This window comes from Tenacibaculum sp. 1_MG-2023 (assembly GCF_030547425.1).
GTDB lineage: Bacteria > Bacteroidota > Bacteroidia > Flavobacteriales > Flavobacteriaceae > Polaribacter.
This window is the reverse complement of the sequence record NZ_JAUORH010000012.1, coordinates 52,271-71,756: the sequence shown is the minus strand read 5'-3', so window position 1 is coordinate 71,756 and position 19,486 is coordinate 52,271. Positions and strand designations below refer to the sequence as shown.

Annotated in this window: 20 protein-coding genes; all 20 read right to left on the bottom strand. The window is 31.4% G+C overall.

What is annotated here, in order from left to right; translation table 11 throughout:
• Positions 1–15: 15 nt before the first annotated feature.
• Positions 16–2,469, bottom strand: coding sequence for a thiamine pyrophosphate-dependent enzyme (locus Q4517_RS09805; protein ID WP_303508637.1), 2,454 nt, complete (start codon positions 2,467–2,469; stop codon positions 16–18).
• Positions 2,470–2,586: 117 nt separating this feature from the next.
• Positions 2,587–5,409, bottom strand: a complete 2,823-nt coding sequence (locus Q4517_RS09800; protein ID WP_303508634.1) for an aminopeptidase — start codon at positions 5,407–5,409, stop codon at positions 2,587–2,589.
• A gap of 111 nt (positions 5,410–5,520) precedes the next feature.
• Positions 5,521–6,231: a TIGR00730 family Rossman fold protein gene (locus Q4517_RS09795; RefSeq protein ID WP_303508632.1), complete on the bottom strand. Its 711-nt coding sequence runs from the start codon at positions 6,229–6,231 to the stop codon at positions 5,521–5,523.
• A 592-nt stretch (positions 6,232–6,823) separates the two neighbouring features.
• Complete coding sequence (locus Q4517_RS09790) at positions 6,824–7,045, bottom strand: hypothetical protein (RefSeq protein ID WP_303508630.1); 222 nt, start codon at positions 7,043–7,045, stop codon at positions 6,824–6,826.
• A gap of 35 nt (positions 7,046–7,080) precedes the next feature.
• Positions 7,081–7,260, bottom strand: coding sequence for a hypothetical protein (locus Q4517_RS09785; RefSeq protein WP_303508628.1), 180 nt, complete (start codon positions 7,258–7,260; stop codon positions 7,081–7,083).
• Between the two features lie 235 nt (positions 7,261–7,495).
• Positions 7,496–7,687 carry a hypothetical protein gene (locus Q4517_RS09780; RefSeq protein WP_303508625.1) on the bottom strand — a complete coding sequence of 64 codons (192 nt, stop codon included), beginning with the start codon at positions 7,685–7,687 and terminating at the stop codon, positions 7,496–7,498.
• 69 nt (positions 7,688–7,756) lie between these two features.
• Positions 7,757–9,046: an HlyD family secretion protein gene (locus Q4517_RS09775; protein WP_303508622.1), complete on the bottom strand. Its 1,290-nt coding sequence runs from the start codon at positions 9,044–9,046 to the stop codon at positions 7,757–7,759.
• A gap of 63 nt (positions 9,047–9,109) precedes the next feature.
• Positions 9,110–9,340 (bottom strand): hypothetical protein, encoded by a 231-nt coding sequence (locus tag Q4517_RS09770; RefSeq protein WP_303508618.1) that lies wholly within the window; start codon positions 9,338–9,340, stop codon positions 9,110–9,112.
• A 19-nt stretch (positions 9,341–9,359) separates the two neighbouring features.
• Positions 9,360–9,566, bottom strand: a complete 207-nt coding sequence (locus Q4517_RS09765; protein ID WP_303508614.1) for a hypothetical protein — start codon at positions 9,564–9,566, stop codon at positions 9,360–9,362.
• 84 nt (positions 9,567–9,650) lie between these two features.
• A complete protein-coding gene (locus tag Q4517_RS09760) occupies positions 9,651–9,800 on the bottom strand; it encodes a hypothetical protein (RefSeq protein WP_303508613.1) in 150 nt (49 codons plus the stop codon).
• Between the two features lie 330 nt (positions 9,801–10,130).
• A complete protein-coding gene (locus Q4517_RS09755; protein WP_303508611.1) occupies positions 10,131–10,346 on the bottom strand; it encodes a hypothetical protein in 216 nt (71 codons plus the stop codon).
• 83 nt (positions 10,347–10,429) lie between these two features.
• Positions 10,430–12,616 carry a peptidase domain-containing ABC transporter gene (locus Q4517_RS09750; RefSeq protein WP_303508608.1) on the bottom strand — a complete coding sequence of 729 codons (2,187 nt, stop codon included), beginning with the start codon at positions 12,614–12,616 and terminating at the stop codon, positions 10,430–10,432.
• A gap of 79 nt (positions 12,617–12,695) precedes the next feature.
• A complete protein-coding gene (locus Q4517_RS09745; RefSeq protein ID WP_303508604.1) occupies positions 12,696–12,854 on the bottom strand; it encodes a hypothetical protein in 159 nt (52 codons plus the stop codon).
• 20 nt (positions 12,855–12,874) lie between these two features.
• Positions 12,875–13,114, bottom strand: coding sequence for a hypothetical protein (locus Q4517_RS09740; RefSeq protein WP_303508602.1), 240 nt, complete (start codon positions 13,112–13,114; stop codon positions 12,875–12,877).
• Positions 13,086–13,325, bottom strand: coding sequence for a hypothetical protein (locus Q4517_RS09735; protein WP_303508600.1), 240 nt, complete (start codon positions 13,323–13,325; stop codon positions 13,086–13,088). Before Q4517_RS09735 ends, Q4517_RS09740 begins: the two co-directional genes overlap by 29 nt.
• Positions 13,326–13,340: 15 nt before the next feature.
• Positions 13,341–13,496 (bottom strand): hypothetical protein, encoded by a 156-nt coding sequence (locus Q4517_RS09730; RefSeq protein WP_170137048.1) that lies wholly within the window; start codon positions 13,494–13,496, stop codon positions 13,341–13,343.
• Positions 13,497–13,823: 327 nt separating this feature from the next.
• Positions 13,824–13,988, bottom strand: coding sequence for a hypothetical protein (locus Q4517_RS09725; protein WP_303508597.1), 165 nt, complete (start codon positions 13,986–13,988; stop codon positions 13,824–13,826).
• A gap of 115 nt (positions 13,989–14,103) precedes the next feature.
• A complete protein-coding gene (locus tag Q4517_RS09720; protein ID WP_303508595.1) occupies positions 14,104–15,702 on the bottom strand; it encodes a vitamin K epoxide reductase family protein in 1,599 nt (532 codons plus the stop codon).
• Positions 15,703–15,818: 116 nt separating this feature from the next.
• Complete coding sequence (locus Q4517_RS09715) at positions 15,819–16,502, bottom strand: DNA-binding response regulator (protein ID WP_303508593.1); 684 nt, start codon at positions 16,500–16,502, stop codon at positions 15,819–15,821.
• A 137-nt stretch (positions 16,503–16,639) separates the two neighbouring features.
• Positions 16,640–19,465, bottom strand: coding sequence for an excinuclease ABC subunit UvrA (gene uvrA, locus Q4517_RS09710; RefSeq protein WP_303508591.1), 2,826 nt, complete (start codon positions 19,463–19,465; stop codon positions 16,640–16,642).
• Positions 19,466–19,486: the final 21 nt, after the last annotated feature.

Sequence of the window (19,486 nt, the reverse complement as noted above, 5' to 3'; positions counted from 1 at the left end):
GTTCTTTATTTTCTACTAATACAAACTCTTGAATTTAGAAGGGTTTACTTCGTTCATAATTTCGTATACTTTTTCAAAAATATCTTCTGCAGATGGTTTAGAGAAGTAATCTCCATCAGTACCATAAGCAGGTCTGTGTGCTTTTGCAGTCAAGGTTTGCGGTTTGCTATCTAGGTGTCTGTAACCATTTTGGTTTTCAACAATTTCTTGTAATAAATATGCTGAAGCTCCTCCAGGAACATCTTCATCAACAACTAACAAACGATTAGTTTTAGCTACCGACTTTACGGTATCGTGATTAATATCAAAAGGTAATAAACTTTGCGCATCTACAATTTCTACATCTATACCTACCTGCGCTAAATCTTTAGCAGCTTCTTCAACAATTCGTAAGGTAGAACCATAAGAAATAATTGTAATGTCTGTTCCTTCTTTGATTGTTTCAACAACACCAATTGGAGTTTTAAAGTCTCCTAAATTAGTTGGTAATTCTTCTTTTAAACGGTACCCATTTAAACATTCTACTACTAAAGCAGGATCGTCACCTTCTAATAAAGTGTTATAGAAACCAGCAGCTTTAGTCATGTTACGAGGAACTAATACATGAATACCTCTAATGTTGTTTATAATTCCACCCATTGGTGAACCTGAATGCCAAATTCCTTCTAAACGATGCCCACGGGTACGGATAATTAATGGAGCTTTTTGCTTTCCAAAAGTACGATAACGTAGCGTTGCTAAATCGTCACTCATAATTTGTAAAGCATACAATAAATAATCTAAATACTGAATTTCAGCAATAGGACGTAATCCACGCATTGCCATTCCAATACCTTGACCTAAAATGGTAGCTTCTCGAATTCCTGTATCAGAAACACGTAACTCACCAAATTTTTCCTGTAGCCCTTCTAACCCTTGGTTTACATCTCCAATATACCCTGCATCTTCACCAAAAATTAATACTTCAGGATGCTTTGCTAAAATAGCGTCAAAATTATCACGCATAATAACACGAGCGTCTACAATATTTTTTTCTGAAGCATAAGTTGGAGCTTCAGCAGTAATATTTTCAGTAGCTAATTCAGTTTCACTTACTAAATGAGCTGAATATTTTACAGCAGCTTTATCAATTGAAGCTTTGATGAAGTTTTTAAGTGCTATTTTTTCAGCAAAATCTTCATCTCTTAAGTAACGTAAAGTTTTACGAGCAGCAACTAAAATATCTTTTCTAATAGGTTCTGAAATAGCAGCTAAATCATTCTTGTATTTTGTAATAAAAGAACCATTGTTGCTTTTTTGAGCAATGGTTTCTAATAAAGAAACAGCTTCAGCTACTTCTGCCTTTATTTCATTTGTATAAGCACTCCAAGCATCACGCTTTGCCTTACTTACCTCTTTTTTTGCTTCTTTTTCAATAGTTATTAAATCTTCTTCAGAATCAATAAATTTTAAAGTTTCTCCATCTTCACTTTCTAATTCAAACTCTAAAATCCACTTACGCATTTGCGCAATACAATCAAACTCTTGTTCCCATTGTAAACGTTCTTTAGATTTGTAGCGTTCGTGTGAGCCAGAAGTTGAGTGTCCTTGTGGTTGCGTTAATTCCTTTACATGAATCAACACAGGTATGTGTTGCTCTCTTGCTATTTGAGAAGCTTTATTATAAGTGTCAATTAACTGAACATAATCCCAACCGTTAACCACAAAAATTTCATACCCATTGGTTTCGTTTTCGCGTTGGAACCCTTTTAAGATTTCAGAAATACTTTCTTTTGTGGTTTGATGGCGTGCATGTACTGAAATTCCGTACTCATCATCCCAAACATTCATTATCATTGGAACTTGTAAAACTCCTGCAGCATTGATTGTTTCGAAGAATAAGCCTTCACTAGTACTAGCGTTACCAATAGTACCCCAAGCAACTTCATTACCGTTGATAGAAAAGTTAGTGTGTTTTTCTAAACCTTCAACATTTCTGTAAATCTTAGATGCTTGTGCTAATCCTAATAAACGAGGCATTTGACCCGCAGTAGGAGAAATATCTGCCGATGAGTTTTTTTGAGCTGTTAAGTTTTTCCAGTTTCCATTTTCATCTATAGAATGCGTTGCAAAATGTCCTCCCATTTGACGTCCAGCTGACATTGGCTCAACATTAATATCAGTATGAGCGTATAAACCAGCAAAAAATTGTTGTGGAGTTAATTGCTCAATAGCCATCATAAATGTTTGATCACGATAATAACCGGATCTGAAATCTCCATTTTGAAAAGCTTTTGCCATAGCTAACTGTGGAACTTCTTTACCATCACCAAAAATTCCAAATTTAGCTTTCCCTGTTAAAACTTCTCTTCTTCCTAATAAACTACATTCTCGACTAATGCGAGCAGTTCTATAGTCTTTTAAAACTTCATTTTTAAAATCTTGAAAAGAAAGCTGTTGAGTATTAGCTATTTCGGTATTTTGCGTCATAATCATCTAATTTAGGTATGGTTACAAAGATAGGTTTTTTAGTTGAAATTTAAAAATTTGAATTTTTATTGAATATCTTTCAATAAAACAAGAAAAAAAAGAAAATTATTGAAGTATCTATAATATACCTCTTCTAATAAAATTATAAATTCTATCAATATCTGTTGTGATGATGAATCTAACTTTTGAAGGATAAGCGCTCTTATTAATTTCAAACCCCTCGTTGGTGTATACAGGTAGGTAAAACTCAAAAATCTCAGGAAGGAAATTTAAACGTATACCATTTTCATAAAAAAACTTAGGAGAAGTGTTTTTGTTTTTTAAAAGAGCAACATCATTATAAATTTCAGCCCATTTCCAAACACTTACACTAGTATTAATAGCTGTGATAAGTTGGTTTGCAAAGTAAGGTTTATTAAATTTAGATTTGAAACCTCCTTGGCCTACAACAAATTGCTGGCTAAAAATCCCTTCGTTTTCCGAGCGTCCAAATAGGTTTTGTTCAAATAAATAATCATTTCCACGATTTAACCCGAAGCTGAAATAATCTCCTTCTGTTTTATTAGATAAAAAGAGGCCGCCAAAAAAACGAATTTCAAAACTTTCGTCTGCTGTAAAAAACTTTCGATAACGAAAATCGGTTGATACTTTACTGAAGTTAGAATTTATTTCTAGGTTAGCTGCATACCGAATTCTGTGTATGGCATCAAATTTATTGTTGATGTAACGTAGGTTGAAAATATTGTATTTATCTCGATCACTTTGAATATCGTTGGGAGCTACTTCTTTATCGATACTAACTAAACGAACGGTTAAAGATTTTGAGCCGATGTCACGGAGTGTGTTTCTTCTAGATTGAAAATTAATAAATGGACTTAACGTATTATAACCTAATTCTGGCGCATAATGAAAGTTGCTACCCGAAATACCATATCGTATTTTATAAAGCTTGGAGTCTCTTAAGAAATGATTATAGCTTACAGAGAATGATCCGGTAAAGTTTCTACTTTTGAGACTGTAGTTAGGAGTTAAACTAAATTGAAAATTATGATTGACAAGTGATTTATTGTTAATGTTAACACCAAGAATTAATCCATCATATAAATTATATTTAATGTCTGGGTAATAGAACAATTGATTGTAATAGGGGTTTTCAAAATCTTTAAAAAAACGAAATTGAATAGGCTTGCTTATAATGCTATTATTTACGTTTCTAAAATTGTTTAGAGAATTAAATTCAGGATAGTTGTTTTCATAGTTTAAAGCTAGTTTATTAAAATCTCCTCTTTTAATTTTTACTGTTTTGGTAGAGTCTACATTGGTAACCCAAGTTTTAAGTTTTATTTTTTTCTTTTGAACACCATAAAGTGCTACAGGAGCTATAAAGTTTCTTTTGTTTTTTATTGTAACTAATAGAGAGTCTTTGTTTTTAGTGTAGGCTATCTTTTTTATTTTGTAGTCAATTTTTTTATCAGTAGTAAGATAATCACCAAAAAACCATTTCAAATCTTTTGAAGTCTTTTTTTGAAGGGTTTCAGCAAAGGATTTACTACTTGAAGGTTTTAATTGGTTTAGAATATAGAATTCTTTTACAGCATTTTTTAAAATGCTATCCCCTACAAAATCGTATAAATATTTAATTCCTAAACCAGCTTTGTATTTACTAACAACTTTTTTGTTAAAGTTAGAAAGAGAGTCACTAGAGGTAGTTAAAGCTTGGTCATAAAACTTACGAGAGCTGAATTGATAAACAAGTGGGTATTTGTCGTTTTGTTTTAGCTGAGCAATGTTGTAGGTTTTTATAGGCCAATAGTTGGAGTATTTCCCAAGAAAAGTAACATTTGGATAATATTTTTTTACATACTCCATCATTAAAAATGTTTGTAACCCATCAGTTAACCAATAGTCTTTTCTTGGGTTTTGGATAATTACATCATCAAAATATTTTTGAGTAAGTGCTTTAAAAAATCCAGTTTCCCATCTAAAATTTTTTGGAAAGGGTTTCAACCAACTAGGAAGACCGTAAATTTCATGTAACGAATTTTTGTTAATAGTACGTGAATCTACAAGGATTTCTGGGTGAGGGTGTTTTCCTATAAAATCTTCTATGAATTGTATCTGTCGATTTATGATTTTGGTTGTTTCTTCATTAGAAATTTTTCTTAAGTAGGCGTCCGTTTTTATTTCTTTGTCTTTTAATTTAAAAGATTTGAAAGTTTTTATAGAATCAATATGTAGTATAATGTCCTTTTTTTTGGAACCTACTAGATAATAATTGGTGTAGTTATCATTTTCGGTTTTATATTGATATAAGTTACTTTCAATGTGGTATTTTTTTGGGATGTTTATGGAGATATTATAATTAGAAAGTTCTTCATATAAATCATCTAAATTCAAGTTACTCATTAATTGCCATTTTTTATTATAAATGGCAGGAGCTATATACCAAAATCGTAGATGATATCCTGTTTTAGTTTTTCCGTATCCTGTATATTTTGCATTAGGAATTTTTACAGAGTATAACGTGCGTATTATTAAGCTATCTTTTGGTTTTAAAGGTTCGTTGAGTAGTACTTCAATAATATCTTGCTGATTTTTTTTCTCTTTGAATGAAACTTGCTTAAAGTTTACAGTTAAGTTTCGTATTTTACTATAACCTCTATCTTTTTCTTTTGAAAAGTAAAAGTTTTTTTTGTAATCTTCAATGAAACGTTTAGCTAAGGGAGTATCATCGTTTTTGTAACCATTTGCCCAATTATGTAAAAAAATACGATCTAAGGTAGATGAAGAGTGATTATAAAAGGTTGTTTTTTGTAAGACATGAATTACATCCTTGTTTACATCTAATTTGGCTTTTATTTCAACAGAGTTTTCTTGTGCTACTATTTTAAAGCAATATAAGATGATAGTACATACTAAAAGGAGTATTTTCTGTTTCAATATTATATAAAGTCGGTTTAAAAAGTTTTATAGAAAACATTTAAGTTTCATAAACTTTGTGAAAATAAAAAAGCTCGTTGTAAATTCAACGAGCCTTAAAGATAAGTATTTTTAGAAGTTTGGTTTCAGTTGATATTTAGCATAGAATTTATTAAAGTGTTCAACAGCTTCATCAGCGGTATCTACGACTCTGAATAAATTTAGGTCCTTTTCACTAATATTACCTTCTTCAATTAAAGTGTTTTTAATCCAGTCTAATAAGCCAGACCAAAACTTTCGACCAATTAAAACAATAGGAAAACGTCCAATTTTATTAGTTTGAATTAAAGTAATTGCTTCAAAAAGCTCGTCCATTGTGCCAAAACCACCAGGCATCACAACAAAACCTTGAGAATATTTTACAAACATTACTTTACGAACAAAGAAATAATCGAAATTTAGGTTTTTATCTTTGTCAATCCAAGGGTTATCATGTTGTTCGAAAGGAAGGTCAATATTTAACCCTACTGAGGTACCTTTTCCTCTGTGGGCTCCTTTATTACCAGCTTCCATAATACCTGGTCCTCCACCAGTAATTACTCCAAAACCATTTTGTGTTAATTTAAAGGCTACTTCTTCTGCTAATTTATAGTGAGGATCATCAGTTTTTGTACGTGCTGATCCAAAAATTGATACACAAGGACCAATCTTGCTTAGCTTTTCATAACCTTCTACAAACTCAGACATGATTTTAAATATTGCCCAAGAGTCATTTGTTTTTATCTCGTTCCAAGTTTTTTGCTGTAGTTTTTCTCTAATTTTTCTGTCATCATTCGGACTCATAATTCTTCTACTTTTATATTAAATAACAAATTAAACTGCTAAAATTTGCTTTTTAGCAAGCCTGCTAATTTAGTGGTTTTTTATGGATAGATACAAGATAAAAAGAAAAAACTACCTTGGAATCAAGGTAGTTTAATATTGTAGGTAAGTTTAATAGCACTGAGTTCCATCTGGGTCAATAACTTGACATGTACTTCCTCTTACTATACAACATCCATATGGAGGGCAGATAGGATTAGAATAACATTCAATAGGTCTACCACCATTGATACTCCTTTGTTCAACTTTGGTTAAAGTCTTACCTAAATTTAAGATTGATTTTTTCATGATTAAAAAATTTAAATATTTAATAATCCTTGAACTATTTAAAGACACTCAAGGTTTTGTGTCTATTCTTCGCGAAAGATTTTAATTTGTTTCTCTTTTAGCATTGCTATCCAGTTAAACATAACCATTTATATGTGCTTTTTATATAACAAAGAACATAATCGAATTAAGTTCCTTCTTTACTGAAATCTCCATTAATTTACTTTGTTTATAGTAGTTATGCCTAAATTTAAAATATGCTTTTTTATATAAAAATGTTTTATAGTTAAGAAGGGTTATTTTCTTCACAGTCAGCGTGAACAAGAACACAACTTTTATGTTCTTGAGGTAGTGCTTGATACTGAGAACAAGTGCCACAAACCCCATTGTTTATACCATAACATGGTGGCCCAGAATATGTGTTACAGCTAGAGCTTCTTCCTCCATTAATTTGTTTTTGATTAGCTTTATTTAAGGCTTTACCTAAGTTTAAGATTGATTTTTTCATGTTTTTAAATTTTAAGATTATTATTTATTTTAGGCTTAGTACCAGATGCACCCAAATCTATCACATCTACCAGCATCACAGAAAGTGTGCCCTCCTGGACCAGTTTGGCAGCATTTTCTGCCGTCTTGATAGCAACCTTGTGCTACTCCACCATTAATTTGTTTTTGATTAGCTTTGCTTAAAGCTGTACCTAAGGTTAAGATTGATTTTTTCATGATTAAAAATATTTAATATTTAATAATCCTTGAATTATTTAAAGACACTCAAGGTTTTGTGTCTATTCCTCGCGAGTAAATATTATTGGGTGATGTTTTATTAGAATAAATTTATGATCTATTATTAAATAGGTGCTATACTTAGTCTAAATTTATCCTAGGTTTAAAACTAATTAAAAATAAATAGGTCTAAACCTAGGAATGATTTAACTAAAATAATAGTAAATGAACTCTCTTATTGAGGAACATCTTCTCCTAAACAAGCATGTGTTTCATAAGAACCTAAACAGCATCCGTTAGGTAAAGAGAAACCACCGCAAGCAGAACACTCTACAGGTGTGTAAATTACACAACCAGTACCTCCATTAATCAGTATTTGTTCTGACTTTTTTAAGGATTTTCCGAGGTTTAAAATCTGTTTTTTCATAATAGAAAAATTTCGAGGGTTAATAATTCCTTGAACATTTAAAGACACTCAAGGTTTGTGTCTAATTTTTTATTTAATAATATTTTTAAGTTGATAGAAAAAACGCTCTATCAATCGTAAGTCCTCAGTTACTATATCCGCAGCACCTTTCATTTCTTGTCTGAAAGGAATTGTTTTATCATAGGTGGTTTTTAAGTTTTGAGGTAATTCGACATCAACTAAATAATTTCCTTCTTCATTTGGAATTAGTGAGATAGATTTTACAGCTCCGTTTAATTCGCCAAATTCATCGGATGGATAATTTAAAAGCTTAATTTGAACTTTTTGACCCTTTTTTATTTTTCCAGAGTTAGCAGCCGGAGCTTTAATTTTACCAATAAAAGAGTTTCCTTTGTTAGGAATAATGGTGAATATTAAATCACCCGTATTAACAGTTTGATTTTTATTCCAAAAAGATAAGAAGGATACTTTACCATCTATTGAAGAGGTTAAAGCATATTGTTTTTCCCAATCTTTAATGGCTTTTTTTAAGTATAAGAAAGATTGAATGGCTTTCTTTTTTAATCGGGTATCTTGTTGTGTCTTCTTAATAGAAGTTCCTTCTAAATTTTTGGCAGAATTATTAATCAGCTCTCTTATTTGTGAGATAGATGATTCAAGAGTTTTATATGATCGTTTCGCTTGTAAATACTCTATTTCTTTTTGGTCTTTTTCTTTGGCAGAAATAACTCCTTGACCAAACATTTTTCGACTACGTTCCAAATCCTTTTCTTTAAACTCTAACTCTTTTAAGTTTAGCTCTTTTTGTGATAGTAAAATCTGTAGTCTACCTCTTGCTTCTATAACAGACATTTGGTTTGCAAAGTTTTCAGATTTAAACGGAGTTAATTTTTCGTTTAAAACATATTCAGAATAGTCGTTTTCAAATTGCGAGTAGCTTGAGGTTATATCACCTAAAATTAACGGAGGAACTTTATCAATAGGAAAAAAGAACTTTTGTTGATTCATTTCAATAGTATCTACAATACTCTTTAGTAATAAGACATCTTTGTATGAAGCACTGTTTTCAATTACAGCCAAAACATCACCTTCAGATACTCCTTTTCCTTCACTTGTTAAAAAAGTTTCAAATTGACCTGTTGATTTTGCATAAATTTTTTCAGGTGGAGTAGAGGTAGTAACCATTACTTCGGTGGAAATAACGTCAGGATATTTCACAAACCATGAAATAAATAATAACATTATGATAAGTCCAAGAAGCAAGGTGTTACCCCAACGAATCATCCAGTTAGGTACATGAGTTAAAATTTCTTGAACTTCTTCACTTCTAACTTCTATATCTTGAGTATTGTTTGGCATCTTTTAGTTTGTAATAAAGGGAGAGTTAGTCCCTCCCTTTATGTTTTGTGAATAATTATGGTTTTAAAAAGCGAAGCACATAGGGGGGTAAGGGGAATTAAACCCATAGTCAGGTTGAGCAGGGCACATACTTACCCCGTCGCAAGGGGCGTGACCTACAAGTAAAGGTTCGTTATTATTGTTAGGGTCTGGAACTAAACAGTCTCCCATCGTTGTACCACCAAAACCACCATTAATATTTTTTTGTTTAGCTTTATTCAAAGCTTTTCCTAAGTTTAAAATTGAATTTTTCATAATTATTGATTTTAAAAAGTTAAGAAGGACAACATTGTCCGTTTTTTATAATACCTCTATTAACTCCACCCATGCCATTCGGTACAGCACAAGCATCACCTTCTTGGCAATCTAAGGCACAAAAAAAAATGCTTGAGCAGGAGAATCCAATTACTTTTCCTCCTTTAATTAATTGTTGTTCAGGTTTGTTTAAAGTTTCTCCCAAGTTTAAAATTAATTTTTTCATAATTTAAAAAATTAAAAATTTAATATACCTTGAACATCTTTAAATACTCAAGGTATATGTCTACTTTTTTTGTTATTCAATGATTTATCTGCATCCAAAAAAACCTTTTGAAACGCAAATTCCATTAATTATACATCCATCATCACAAGGATCAGGTTGCATTTCTTTTCCGTTAATCAATTGTTGTTCATCTCTATTTAAAACTTTTCCCAAGTTTAAAATTGATTTTTTCATAATTAAAATATTTAAAATTTGATAAAATCCTTGAACAGTTTAAAGACACTCAAGGTTTATGTCTATTCTTTGCGAGAGATTTTTATGATGTTAGTTTTAGAACTTTCTATCTAGGAAAGCATTCGTAACTTACTAAAACTCTACCTTTACATTCTTGCGGGAGACTGTTGTAATCTTGACAAGAACCACAATGAATAGCGTCACCCATCAAAGGATCAGGAGGACCAAAATAACAACTTGTCGAGGGGCAAGGTTCGTTACTTCCGTTAATTTGTTTTAGTTGTATTTTGTTTAGGGTTTTACCTAAGTTTAAGATTGATTTTTTCATAATTAGGCTATTTTTATTTCTTCATTAACTGTACAATGTCTTCCATAGACATCTTCACCATAACCACTACAGTCTTCACTAGAACCAGTTACACAAGCGCCACACCCCCAAGCATTACAACACTGATAACCTCCGTGTGCTGAGATTCGACCTCCTTTAATTAATTTTTGATCAGCTTTGTTTAAAGCTTTTCCTAGGTTTAAAATTGATTTTTTCATTTTAAAATAATTTAAGTTTGATAAAATCCTTGAACCGTTTAAAGACACTCAAGGTTTGTGTCTATTCTTCGCGAGTGAATATTTTATTTACCTAAATCTAGTTGGTTTTTAACTAGATGATAATAACTTCCTTTTAGGTTGATTAGTTCTTCATGACTTCCTTTTTCAATAATTTTTCCTTTTTCAAGTACAACTATTTGATGTGCATTTTTTACAGTACTTAATCGGTGTGCTATTACCACAGCTGTTTTGTCGGCAAAAAACTCATTAAGTTTTCCCATGATAACCTTTTCATTATTGGCATCTAAAGCACTAGTAGCTTCGTCAAAGAATAAGAACTTCGGATTTTTGTAAACAGACCTGGCGATTAATAATCGTTGTTTTTGACCTGTACTTAACCCGTTTCCTTCACTACCAATTTTCGTATTATAGCCTAATGGTAAGCCTTCAATATAGTCTCCAATATTTGCAACATCGATTGCATGAGCTAATTTTTCTTTATCAACATAATCTTCTCCTACAGCTATGTTTTTAGCTATAGAATCATTAAAAATATACCCTTCTTGCATCACAACTCCACAGTTTCTTCGCCACTCTTTTTGTGAAACATTCTTTAAGTTGAAGTTGTCAATCATAATATCCCCTTGGTCAACTTGATAAAAACCAAGAAGTAATTTCATTAATGTGGTTTTTCCACTTCCACTAACTCCAACAATTGCGGTTGTTTTATTTGCAGGAATTTCAAGGGATAAATCTTTTAAAACGGGTTCTAAACCACCTGTATATCTGAATGAAATATTATTTAGTTTTATAGATGCGTTATCTGGGATTGTAGTTACTTTTTCATCACCAGGTTTTTCTTCATCTTCCATGTTATGTATTTCACCTAGCCTATCTATAGAGATTTGTGCATCTTGTATATCTCTCATAAAATTAATTAGTTGTGTAATTGGCCCGTTTAATTGACCAACTATATAGCTAATTGCCATCATCATCCCCAGAGTGATTTGACCATCAATAACTAGCTTTGCAGATAGAATGGTGATAAACATGTTTTTAAGTTCATTAATGAAATTTGAACCTACGCTTTGTGTTTGTTCTAAAGCAAGACTTTTGGTAGCTACTTTAAATAAACGAGCTTGTACATATTCCCAATTCCAGCGCATGCGTCTTTCAGCATTGTGGAGCTTAATTTCTTGCATTCCGTTAATAAGTTCAATAACCTTACTTTGTTCTTGACTTACTTGCGAAAAACGTTTGTAATCTAATTCCTTTCGTTTTTTAAAGAAAAACAATACCCATCCAAAATACAGAATACTTCCTAATACAAAGACTCCAAATATTTGTATACTGTAATATCCTAATACTAAACTAAAAATAATCAGATTAAAAAAAGAGAATAAAACAGTTAAAGACGATGTGGTTAATATTCGTTCGATACGTTTATGGTCGTTAATTCTTTGTAGTAAATCGCCTGTCATTCTCACATCAAAATAGGAGATAGGTAATTTCATTAACTTGATGAAAAAGTCAGAAATTAAAGATATATTGATACGAGTACTTAGATGAAGTAAAATCCAACTTCGAATAATTTCTAGGGAAGCTTTTCCTACGAATAAAAATAATTGAGCAAATAAAATTAGATATACAAAGTTTAAATCTTGATTTTTAATACCTACATCAACTACACTTTGAGTCAAAAATGGTAATATTAATTGTAGTAAACTTCCTGCTAAAAGTCCTATAATTAATTGAACTATAAACTTTTTGTACTTGTATAAGTATTTGAAAATGAATGAAAAGCCAAATTTTTCATCTTCTTCAAACTCTTCTTGATAAAATTTAGGAGTTGGTTCTACTAATAAGGCAATACCTTCTTCTGTGTTTTCATCAGCGTTGTTTCCAATCCAGTGTTGAATAAACTCCTCTTTAGTAAAAGTAATGAGTCCATGAGCAGGGTCAGAAATATAAACAGTATCTTTTTTTATTTTATAAAGAACTACATAATGATTCTTGTTCCAATGAACAATACAAGGAAAAGGAGCTTCTTTAAGTTTACTGAAAGCTAATTTTATACCTAAAGATTTAAAACCTATGGACTCTACAGCTTCGCTTAAACCGAGTAGACTACTACCTTCTCGAGTGGTTTCACTAAGACTTCTTAGTTGTTGTGTGTTAATAGTTTTACCATAGTGCTTAGCTATGATTTTTATGCAAGTTGGTCCACAATCTTTGGCCTCAGTTTGTTTGTAATTTGGGAATTTTTTCAATGAATTATATATAAAAAAGATTAAAAAGAGTAAAATACGTAAAATTTTACTCTTTTTTTAAACTATACTCTTATTGAATTTAGTATGGGCAATATTCAGCAGAAAGAACACAGCTCCATTTTTTTGTATATGGATTGTAACAATCAAATTTTGTACAATGTCCTGGATTGCCTCCGTTAATTATAGTTTGTTCTACTTTATTTAAAGTTTTTCCTAAGTTTGAAATTGATTTTTTCATAAGATTATTTGTTTTGAGGTTTATAGGTAAGGAGCAGGACATTCAGGTGTTCCATAACAGCAATTATATTGATCAGTCCAACAACATCTTTCCAATGGATGCCAATAATATCCTTTATCTGTTCTACATCCACCAGGAATTTCTTTTCCTCCATTAATTAGCTTCTGTTCTATTTTATTTAAAGTTTTTCCAAGATTTAAAATTTGTTTTTTCATGTTTTTGTTTTTTAGTTTAACATCCTGTACAACTGATACTTCCATCAGGACAAAATTCCCAAGGATGAGTACAGTTGTTGTTATTTCCACCTCCGCCTCCACCAGTATCATTAGTGTAACAATATATTCCTTCACAATACTGACCAGAAGGGCAGTTACCATTTATGTCACAAAACCCGACAGCCCCACCCCCATTAATTAACTTTTGTTCTTTTTTACTAAGAGATTTACCTAAGCTTAAAATTGATTTTTTCATGATTAAGTTTTTTGGTTATAGAATAAAACTACAATAAAACTCTGCACAGTGTCTTCCATGGTCTTCACATACACCGTCTCTGTTTTTATCACATTGTTTTCTGCCTCCATTAATATGGATTTGTTCCGCTTTATGTAAAACTTTACCTAAGTTTGAAATTGATTTTTTCATAATTGAATTATTATTGTTTAGTTAATAGTCTTAAATAAGACATTTATTTTATTTATAATCTTTTTTTCAGATACCAACTGAATAAGTGTCCTTTTTTATAAATAGTTATTCTATATCTATAGGACATAAAAGGGGAGGACAATTTCCTGTTGGGTAGTTAGAGGCATCAATAGCATAACATCTATAGCTGCAGCAGTGATGTCCGCTACCACATTCACGATCACATTGACAAAACCTAGCAGTTCCTCCATTAACCTGCTTCTGTTCCGTCTTATTTAAAACTTTACCTAAGTTTAAAATTGATTTTCTCATAATAATTATCTACTATTAAGGGAATAAAATTAATCTACACTTTGGTTCAGCACATTGTAAACCATATTCAGTACATTCTCCATTACTCCAGGGAGTAATACATTGCACTTTACCTCCGTTAATTTGAGCTTGTTCCGCTTTTTTTAAAGCTTTACCTAAATTTAGAATTTGTTTTTTCATAATTAAAATATTAAGGTTACTTTTGCGGCGAACATTTAAAGACACTCACCAATGTGTCTATTCTTCGCGAGAGAATTTTGTTCAAAACGCAAAGCCCCTTTTTGGGGCTTTGTCTTTATGCTGTTTTCAATGAAACATTAGAAGTTTCTAAATTTTCTTCTAAATCTTCAATAAATAAGATTAAATCTGTTCTATTGTATTCTTTAGGAAATGATTTTCCGTTAATTAATATTTCTGGCGTAAAGTTGATAGCATTTTCTGTACACCAATCTTTTTCTTTTTTAAGCTCCAAAGTGTAAATTTCTTTGTTGGAACACTCACCCCATTTTTTTAGCCAAGCAGTAGGTTTTTGTCCCTCATAAATAGCATCCATAGCTAGGAGGCATTCTTTTTCTCCTTTGGTATTATAAATCTCTAGAAGTCTACTAGTAATTTTAACAACATCATTATCTTTATCTTCTACATTCACATTAAAGCGTACTTTAATTTTTACATTGTTATGATATCTTTTAAGAATCTCATCAACATGAGTATGAACCGGTTTACAGTGTCCGCAAAAAGGATTTGTAACTATTGTTAGTTCAAGGTTAGAGTTGTGATTCCCAAAAGTAATTTCCTTACTGTCAGTTAATTGAGTGTTGAGTTGAGGTGACTTTTGTAATAAGCTATCAAATAGAGCGTAGTTTCTTTTAAACTTTACACTTGCTATTTTTTCTTTTTTAAGTTCTTGAACTTCAGTGAACAGAGGTTTAATATAATTCCAAGCTAACCAGGTAAAAGAAGCAACTAAGCCTAAAGTAACAAAGTCATTAAGTATAAAGGTGTTAATGTAATTGTTTGTCAATACTGGAGCCAATGCTTGTAGCCAAAGTACCCCAACTATACTTAAACATAAAAGGCACCATTTTTTTACTATTGCATACTGATAATATAAAGAATATAACGTAATAGGTATAGCAAGTAAACTAATAGTATATGAAATTACAGGATTAGAAATTTGAGTAAAAGTTAAAAAAGATAATCCAATAAAATAAAGCATACTAAAGTCACTTAATTTATATCCTTTTAAAATTTCAGCACCTTTAGAGGTTAATACAGCGTCACAATCCTTTTTGTCATCAGCTCCAGAACAAAAAGCATCACCTATAGAGGTTTTTAACCCAAGCTCTTGTTTTATAATGGCAATACTAATAACAACTCCTGTTATTGATAACATAAAATAAAAAGTATTATACCATGAAGTTGAATTATTAAAAACAAAAAATAACGCAAAAACACTAAGAAGAGAAAAGCCGATAGTTTTTACTAGTTTAGAGTTGTTTTTGGCTGCTTGGTAATCTTCTGTTTTTTCAACAGCCACAATAATTCCAGTAAACTTACCTAGAAATTCATTTTCTGATAGTTTCGTTTTCTTGTTTTCAGAATCATAAATTATGTAGTCTAAATTTTTTCTTTCTGCTACAATTAAATCTTGACCATGGTCGCCATTAATTTGAGCGATAAAACATTCAGGGAGTTGTAAAAGTGTTTCTGAGTTAGCAGGAACATCGGCAGCAACATTTTCAATATTAAAATGATCTAACACTCCTGTAATTGCGTGTAAGCTAGGATAAGAAGGATGGCTTTGAATTTGAAAAGCCAATTCTTCTTTGTCAAAAGAAATACTATTTTTCTTAAGTAAATTTTGTACTAAATTAATTAATGTGTCTTTCAAAAGTAAAAAGGTTTTAAGGATAGCTATTTTCTGTTTTCCCAAAGCTATATTTTGATAATTATTTTTTCATATAAAAAACCATAAAAAAAGTAAGGGAAAACCGTAATTATTGTTTTTTAAATGAAGCCCTTTTCTTTGGCTATTAATATCAACTCTCTGTCTCCTTTAGCTTTAACGTTGAAAACTTTTTTTAAATGCCGTTTACGTTTTTCAATGCTAGCTGCAGAAAGAGGTATAAAATTAGGCATATCTTTCATTTTAGAACCTAATGAAAGTTCGTATAGGATTTGTCGATCTATCGAATCAATGGAAAAGTTGTTGGAGACTTCTTTTCTTAAAAGGCTTAAGACAGTTTTGCTGTAATAAGGAATGTTACTAGTCACATTCTTTATCGCATTTTTTAACTCTTTTGAAGTTAAATCATTCTTAATAAGAAAGCCTTCAGGATTTAAGCTTTTAAAAATATTGTGGATTCTGTAATTGTCATTACAATCAGTTGAAACAATCAGTTTTGTGTTTGGAAGTAACTTTCTTATTAAAAGCCCTAGATCTTCCCCAGATAATATTTTTCTACTCTTAGCAGGAGAAAGTTTTAAGTCTAAAACAACAAAGTTGAGAGAAGTTTCTTTTTCAATTGTCTTTTTTATAATATCATAAGCTCCATTACAATTGTAGGTAATGTCCGTGTTAAAGTTAAAGTTAGGATTTAGCCTGGCTATTTTAGATATTATGTTCTTGTACGTTTCGCAAATAAGTGGGCAATTATCTGCTAATAAAGCAGATTGTTTTTCTTTTCTCATGTTTAAATAATTTCGGGGGAATACTATTTAATTGATTCTTTTTTCAAAAAATCAGCTTATAAATTTATATAAATTAATTTAAAATCAAAAAAAATATATAAAAAACAAGTTGTGTGTGTGTGAGAAATGTTGTAATCTTACTTTTTTAACTCTTTTTTTAGGAATTTAGCTGTATAGCTTTTTTTGTGTTTAGAAACTTCTTCAGGAGTCCCAAAAGTTAATACTTTACCACCTTTTTTACCACCTTCCATACCAATATCAATAATATAATCGGCAAGTTTAATAACATCCAAGTTATGCTCAATAATTAATACAGTATTTCCTTTATCAGCTAATTTATTTAAAACATCCATTAAAACACGAATGTCTTCAAAATGCAATCCTGTAGTTGGTTCATCAAGAATATAAAACGTGTTACCAGTGTCTCTTTTTGATAATTCGGATGCTAATTTAATACGTTGCGCCTCACCACCTGATAGTGTAGTGGATTGTTGGCCAAGAGTGATATATCCTAAACCAACATCTTTAATTGTTTTTAATTTTCTATATATTTTAGGAATATGTTCAAAAAAGGCTGTAGCTTCGTTAATCGTCATTTCTAAAATGTCTGAAATAGACTTTCCTTTATAACGAATCTCTAATGTTTCTCGATTAAAACGTTTTCCTTGGCAGGTTTCACATTCTACATGAACATCGGGTAAAAAATTCATTTCAATAACACGAACCCCACCACCTTGGCAAGTTTCACAACGTCCGCCTTTTACATTAAAACTAAAACGACCAGGTTTGTAACCTCGAATCGAGGCTTCTGGAGTTTTTGCAAATAAACTACGTATTTCACTAAACACTCCAGTGTAAGTAGCAGGATTGGAGCGTGGAGTTCTACCAATAGGAGATTGATCAATATCAATAACTTTATCAACATGTTCTAAGCCTTCAATTTTTTTGTAAGGCATCGGTTTTTTAACTGCTCGATAAATGTGTGCGTTTAAAATAGGGTAGAGGGTCTCATTAATTAAGGTAGATTTCCCACTACCAGAGACTCCTGTAACGCAAATCATTTTTCCTAAAGGAAATTCAACGGAAACATTTTTTAAATTATTCCCTGAAGCACCTTTTAAAGAAATTGTTTTTCCGTTCCCTTCACGACGTTTTTTAGGAACTTCAATTACTTTTCTTCCAGATAAATAATCAGCAGTAAGGGTGTCATGACTTTTTAAATCGTCAAAATTACCTTCACTAACAATTACTCCACCATGGCGACCAGCACCAGGACCAATATCTAGGACAAAGTCAGCATTTTTGATCATGTCTTCATCGTGCTCAACCACTAAAACAGAATTACCAACATCACGAAGTTTGATAAGAGAATCAATTAATTTTTGATTGTCACGTTGATGTAAGCCAATACTTGGCTCATCTAAAATATATAAAACACCTACTAGTTGCGAACCTATTTGTGTTGCTAAACGAATACGTTGTGCTTCACCACCAGAAAGTGATTTTGATGTACGGTCTAATGTTAGATAATCTAACCCAACATCCAATAAAAACTGAATTCGAGTACGTATTTCTTTTAAAATTTCAGCAGCAATAGTGAGTTGCTTTTCTGATAATTTTTCATTAACTTCTTGAAACCAACTAGCCAATTCCAAAACATCCATTTGAGCTAAGTCACTAATGTTTTTATCAGTGATTTTAAAATGAAGTGCTTCTTTTTTTAACCGTTTCCCATTACAAACTGAGCAGGAAACTTCATCCATAAAACCTTTAGCCCAGCGTTTAATGGAAGTGCTTTCTGAATTTTTATATTGATTTTCAATAAAGGCAATAATTCCTTCAAAATCAATTTCGTAATTTCTAGTAACCCCAGCAGTTTTGGACTGTATTTCAAATTTTTCTTTCCCGCCGTGAAGAATAATCTCCATGGCTTCTTTAGGAATACTTCTTATTGAATCAGTTAATTTGAAACTATAACGTTCGGCAATAGTTTGTAGTTGTTTAAAAATCCAACTATTTTTTTGCTCTCCTAAAGGAACAATTCCTCCATTTTTAATTGAAATAGTATCATCTGGAATTACTTTTTGATTGTTTATTTCATTAGTAATTCCTAATCCGTTACAGTGAGAACATGCACCTTTTGGTGAGTTAAATGAAAAGGTGTTTGGTTCAGGGTTTGGGTAAGCGATTCCTGAAGTAGGACACATCAATTCACGACTGAAATAACGTGGTTTTTCATCATCAACATCAATAACCATTAAAATATTATCACCAGTATACAAAGCAGTTTTAATAGTTTCTTCTAAGCGTTTTTCAGCAGCGTCATTCACAGCTAAACGATCTATAACCACTTCAATATCGTGTGTTTTATAACGGTCGAGTTTCATGCCTTTTTCAATTTCTCTAATTTCTCCATCCACACGAACACGAACAAAACCTTGTTTAGAAATTTGTTCGAACAATTCACGGTAATGTCCTTTCCTCGATTTGATTATAGGGGCAAGAATAGCAATACGTTTCCCGTTAAAATCTTTTAAAATTAAGTTTTTGATTTGTTCGTCAGAATAGCTTACCATTTTTTCACCTGTATTGTATGAGTAAGCATCAGCCGCGCGAGAAAATAACAAACGGAGAAAATCGTAAATTTCAGTAATAGTCCCTACAGTAGAACGTGGACTTTTGTTCGTTGTTTTTTGTTCAATAGAAATTACAGGCGAAAGTCCGTCAATTTTATCAACATCAGGTCTTTCTAGCCCACCCAAAAATTGACGTGCATATGCAGAGAAAGTTTCAATATAGCGACGTTGTCCTTCAGCGTAAATTGTGTCAAAAGCCAAAGAAGACTTTCCACTTCCACTCAAACCAGTAATCACAACGAGTTTTTCACGAGGGATTTTAACATCAATATTTTTTAAATTGTGAGCACGGGCTCCGTAGACTTCTATGTATTCTTGTTCTTTCAAAGTGAGGATTTTACCAAAAAC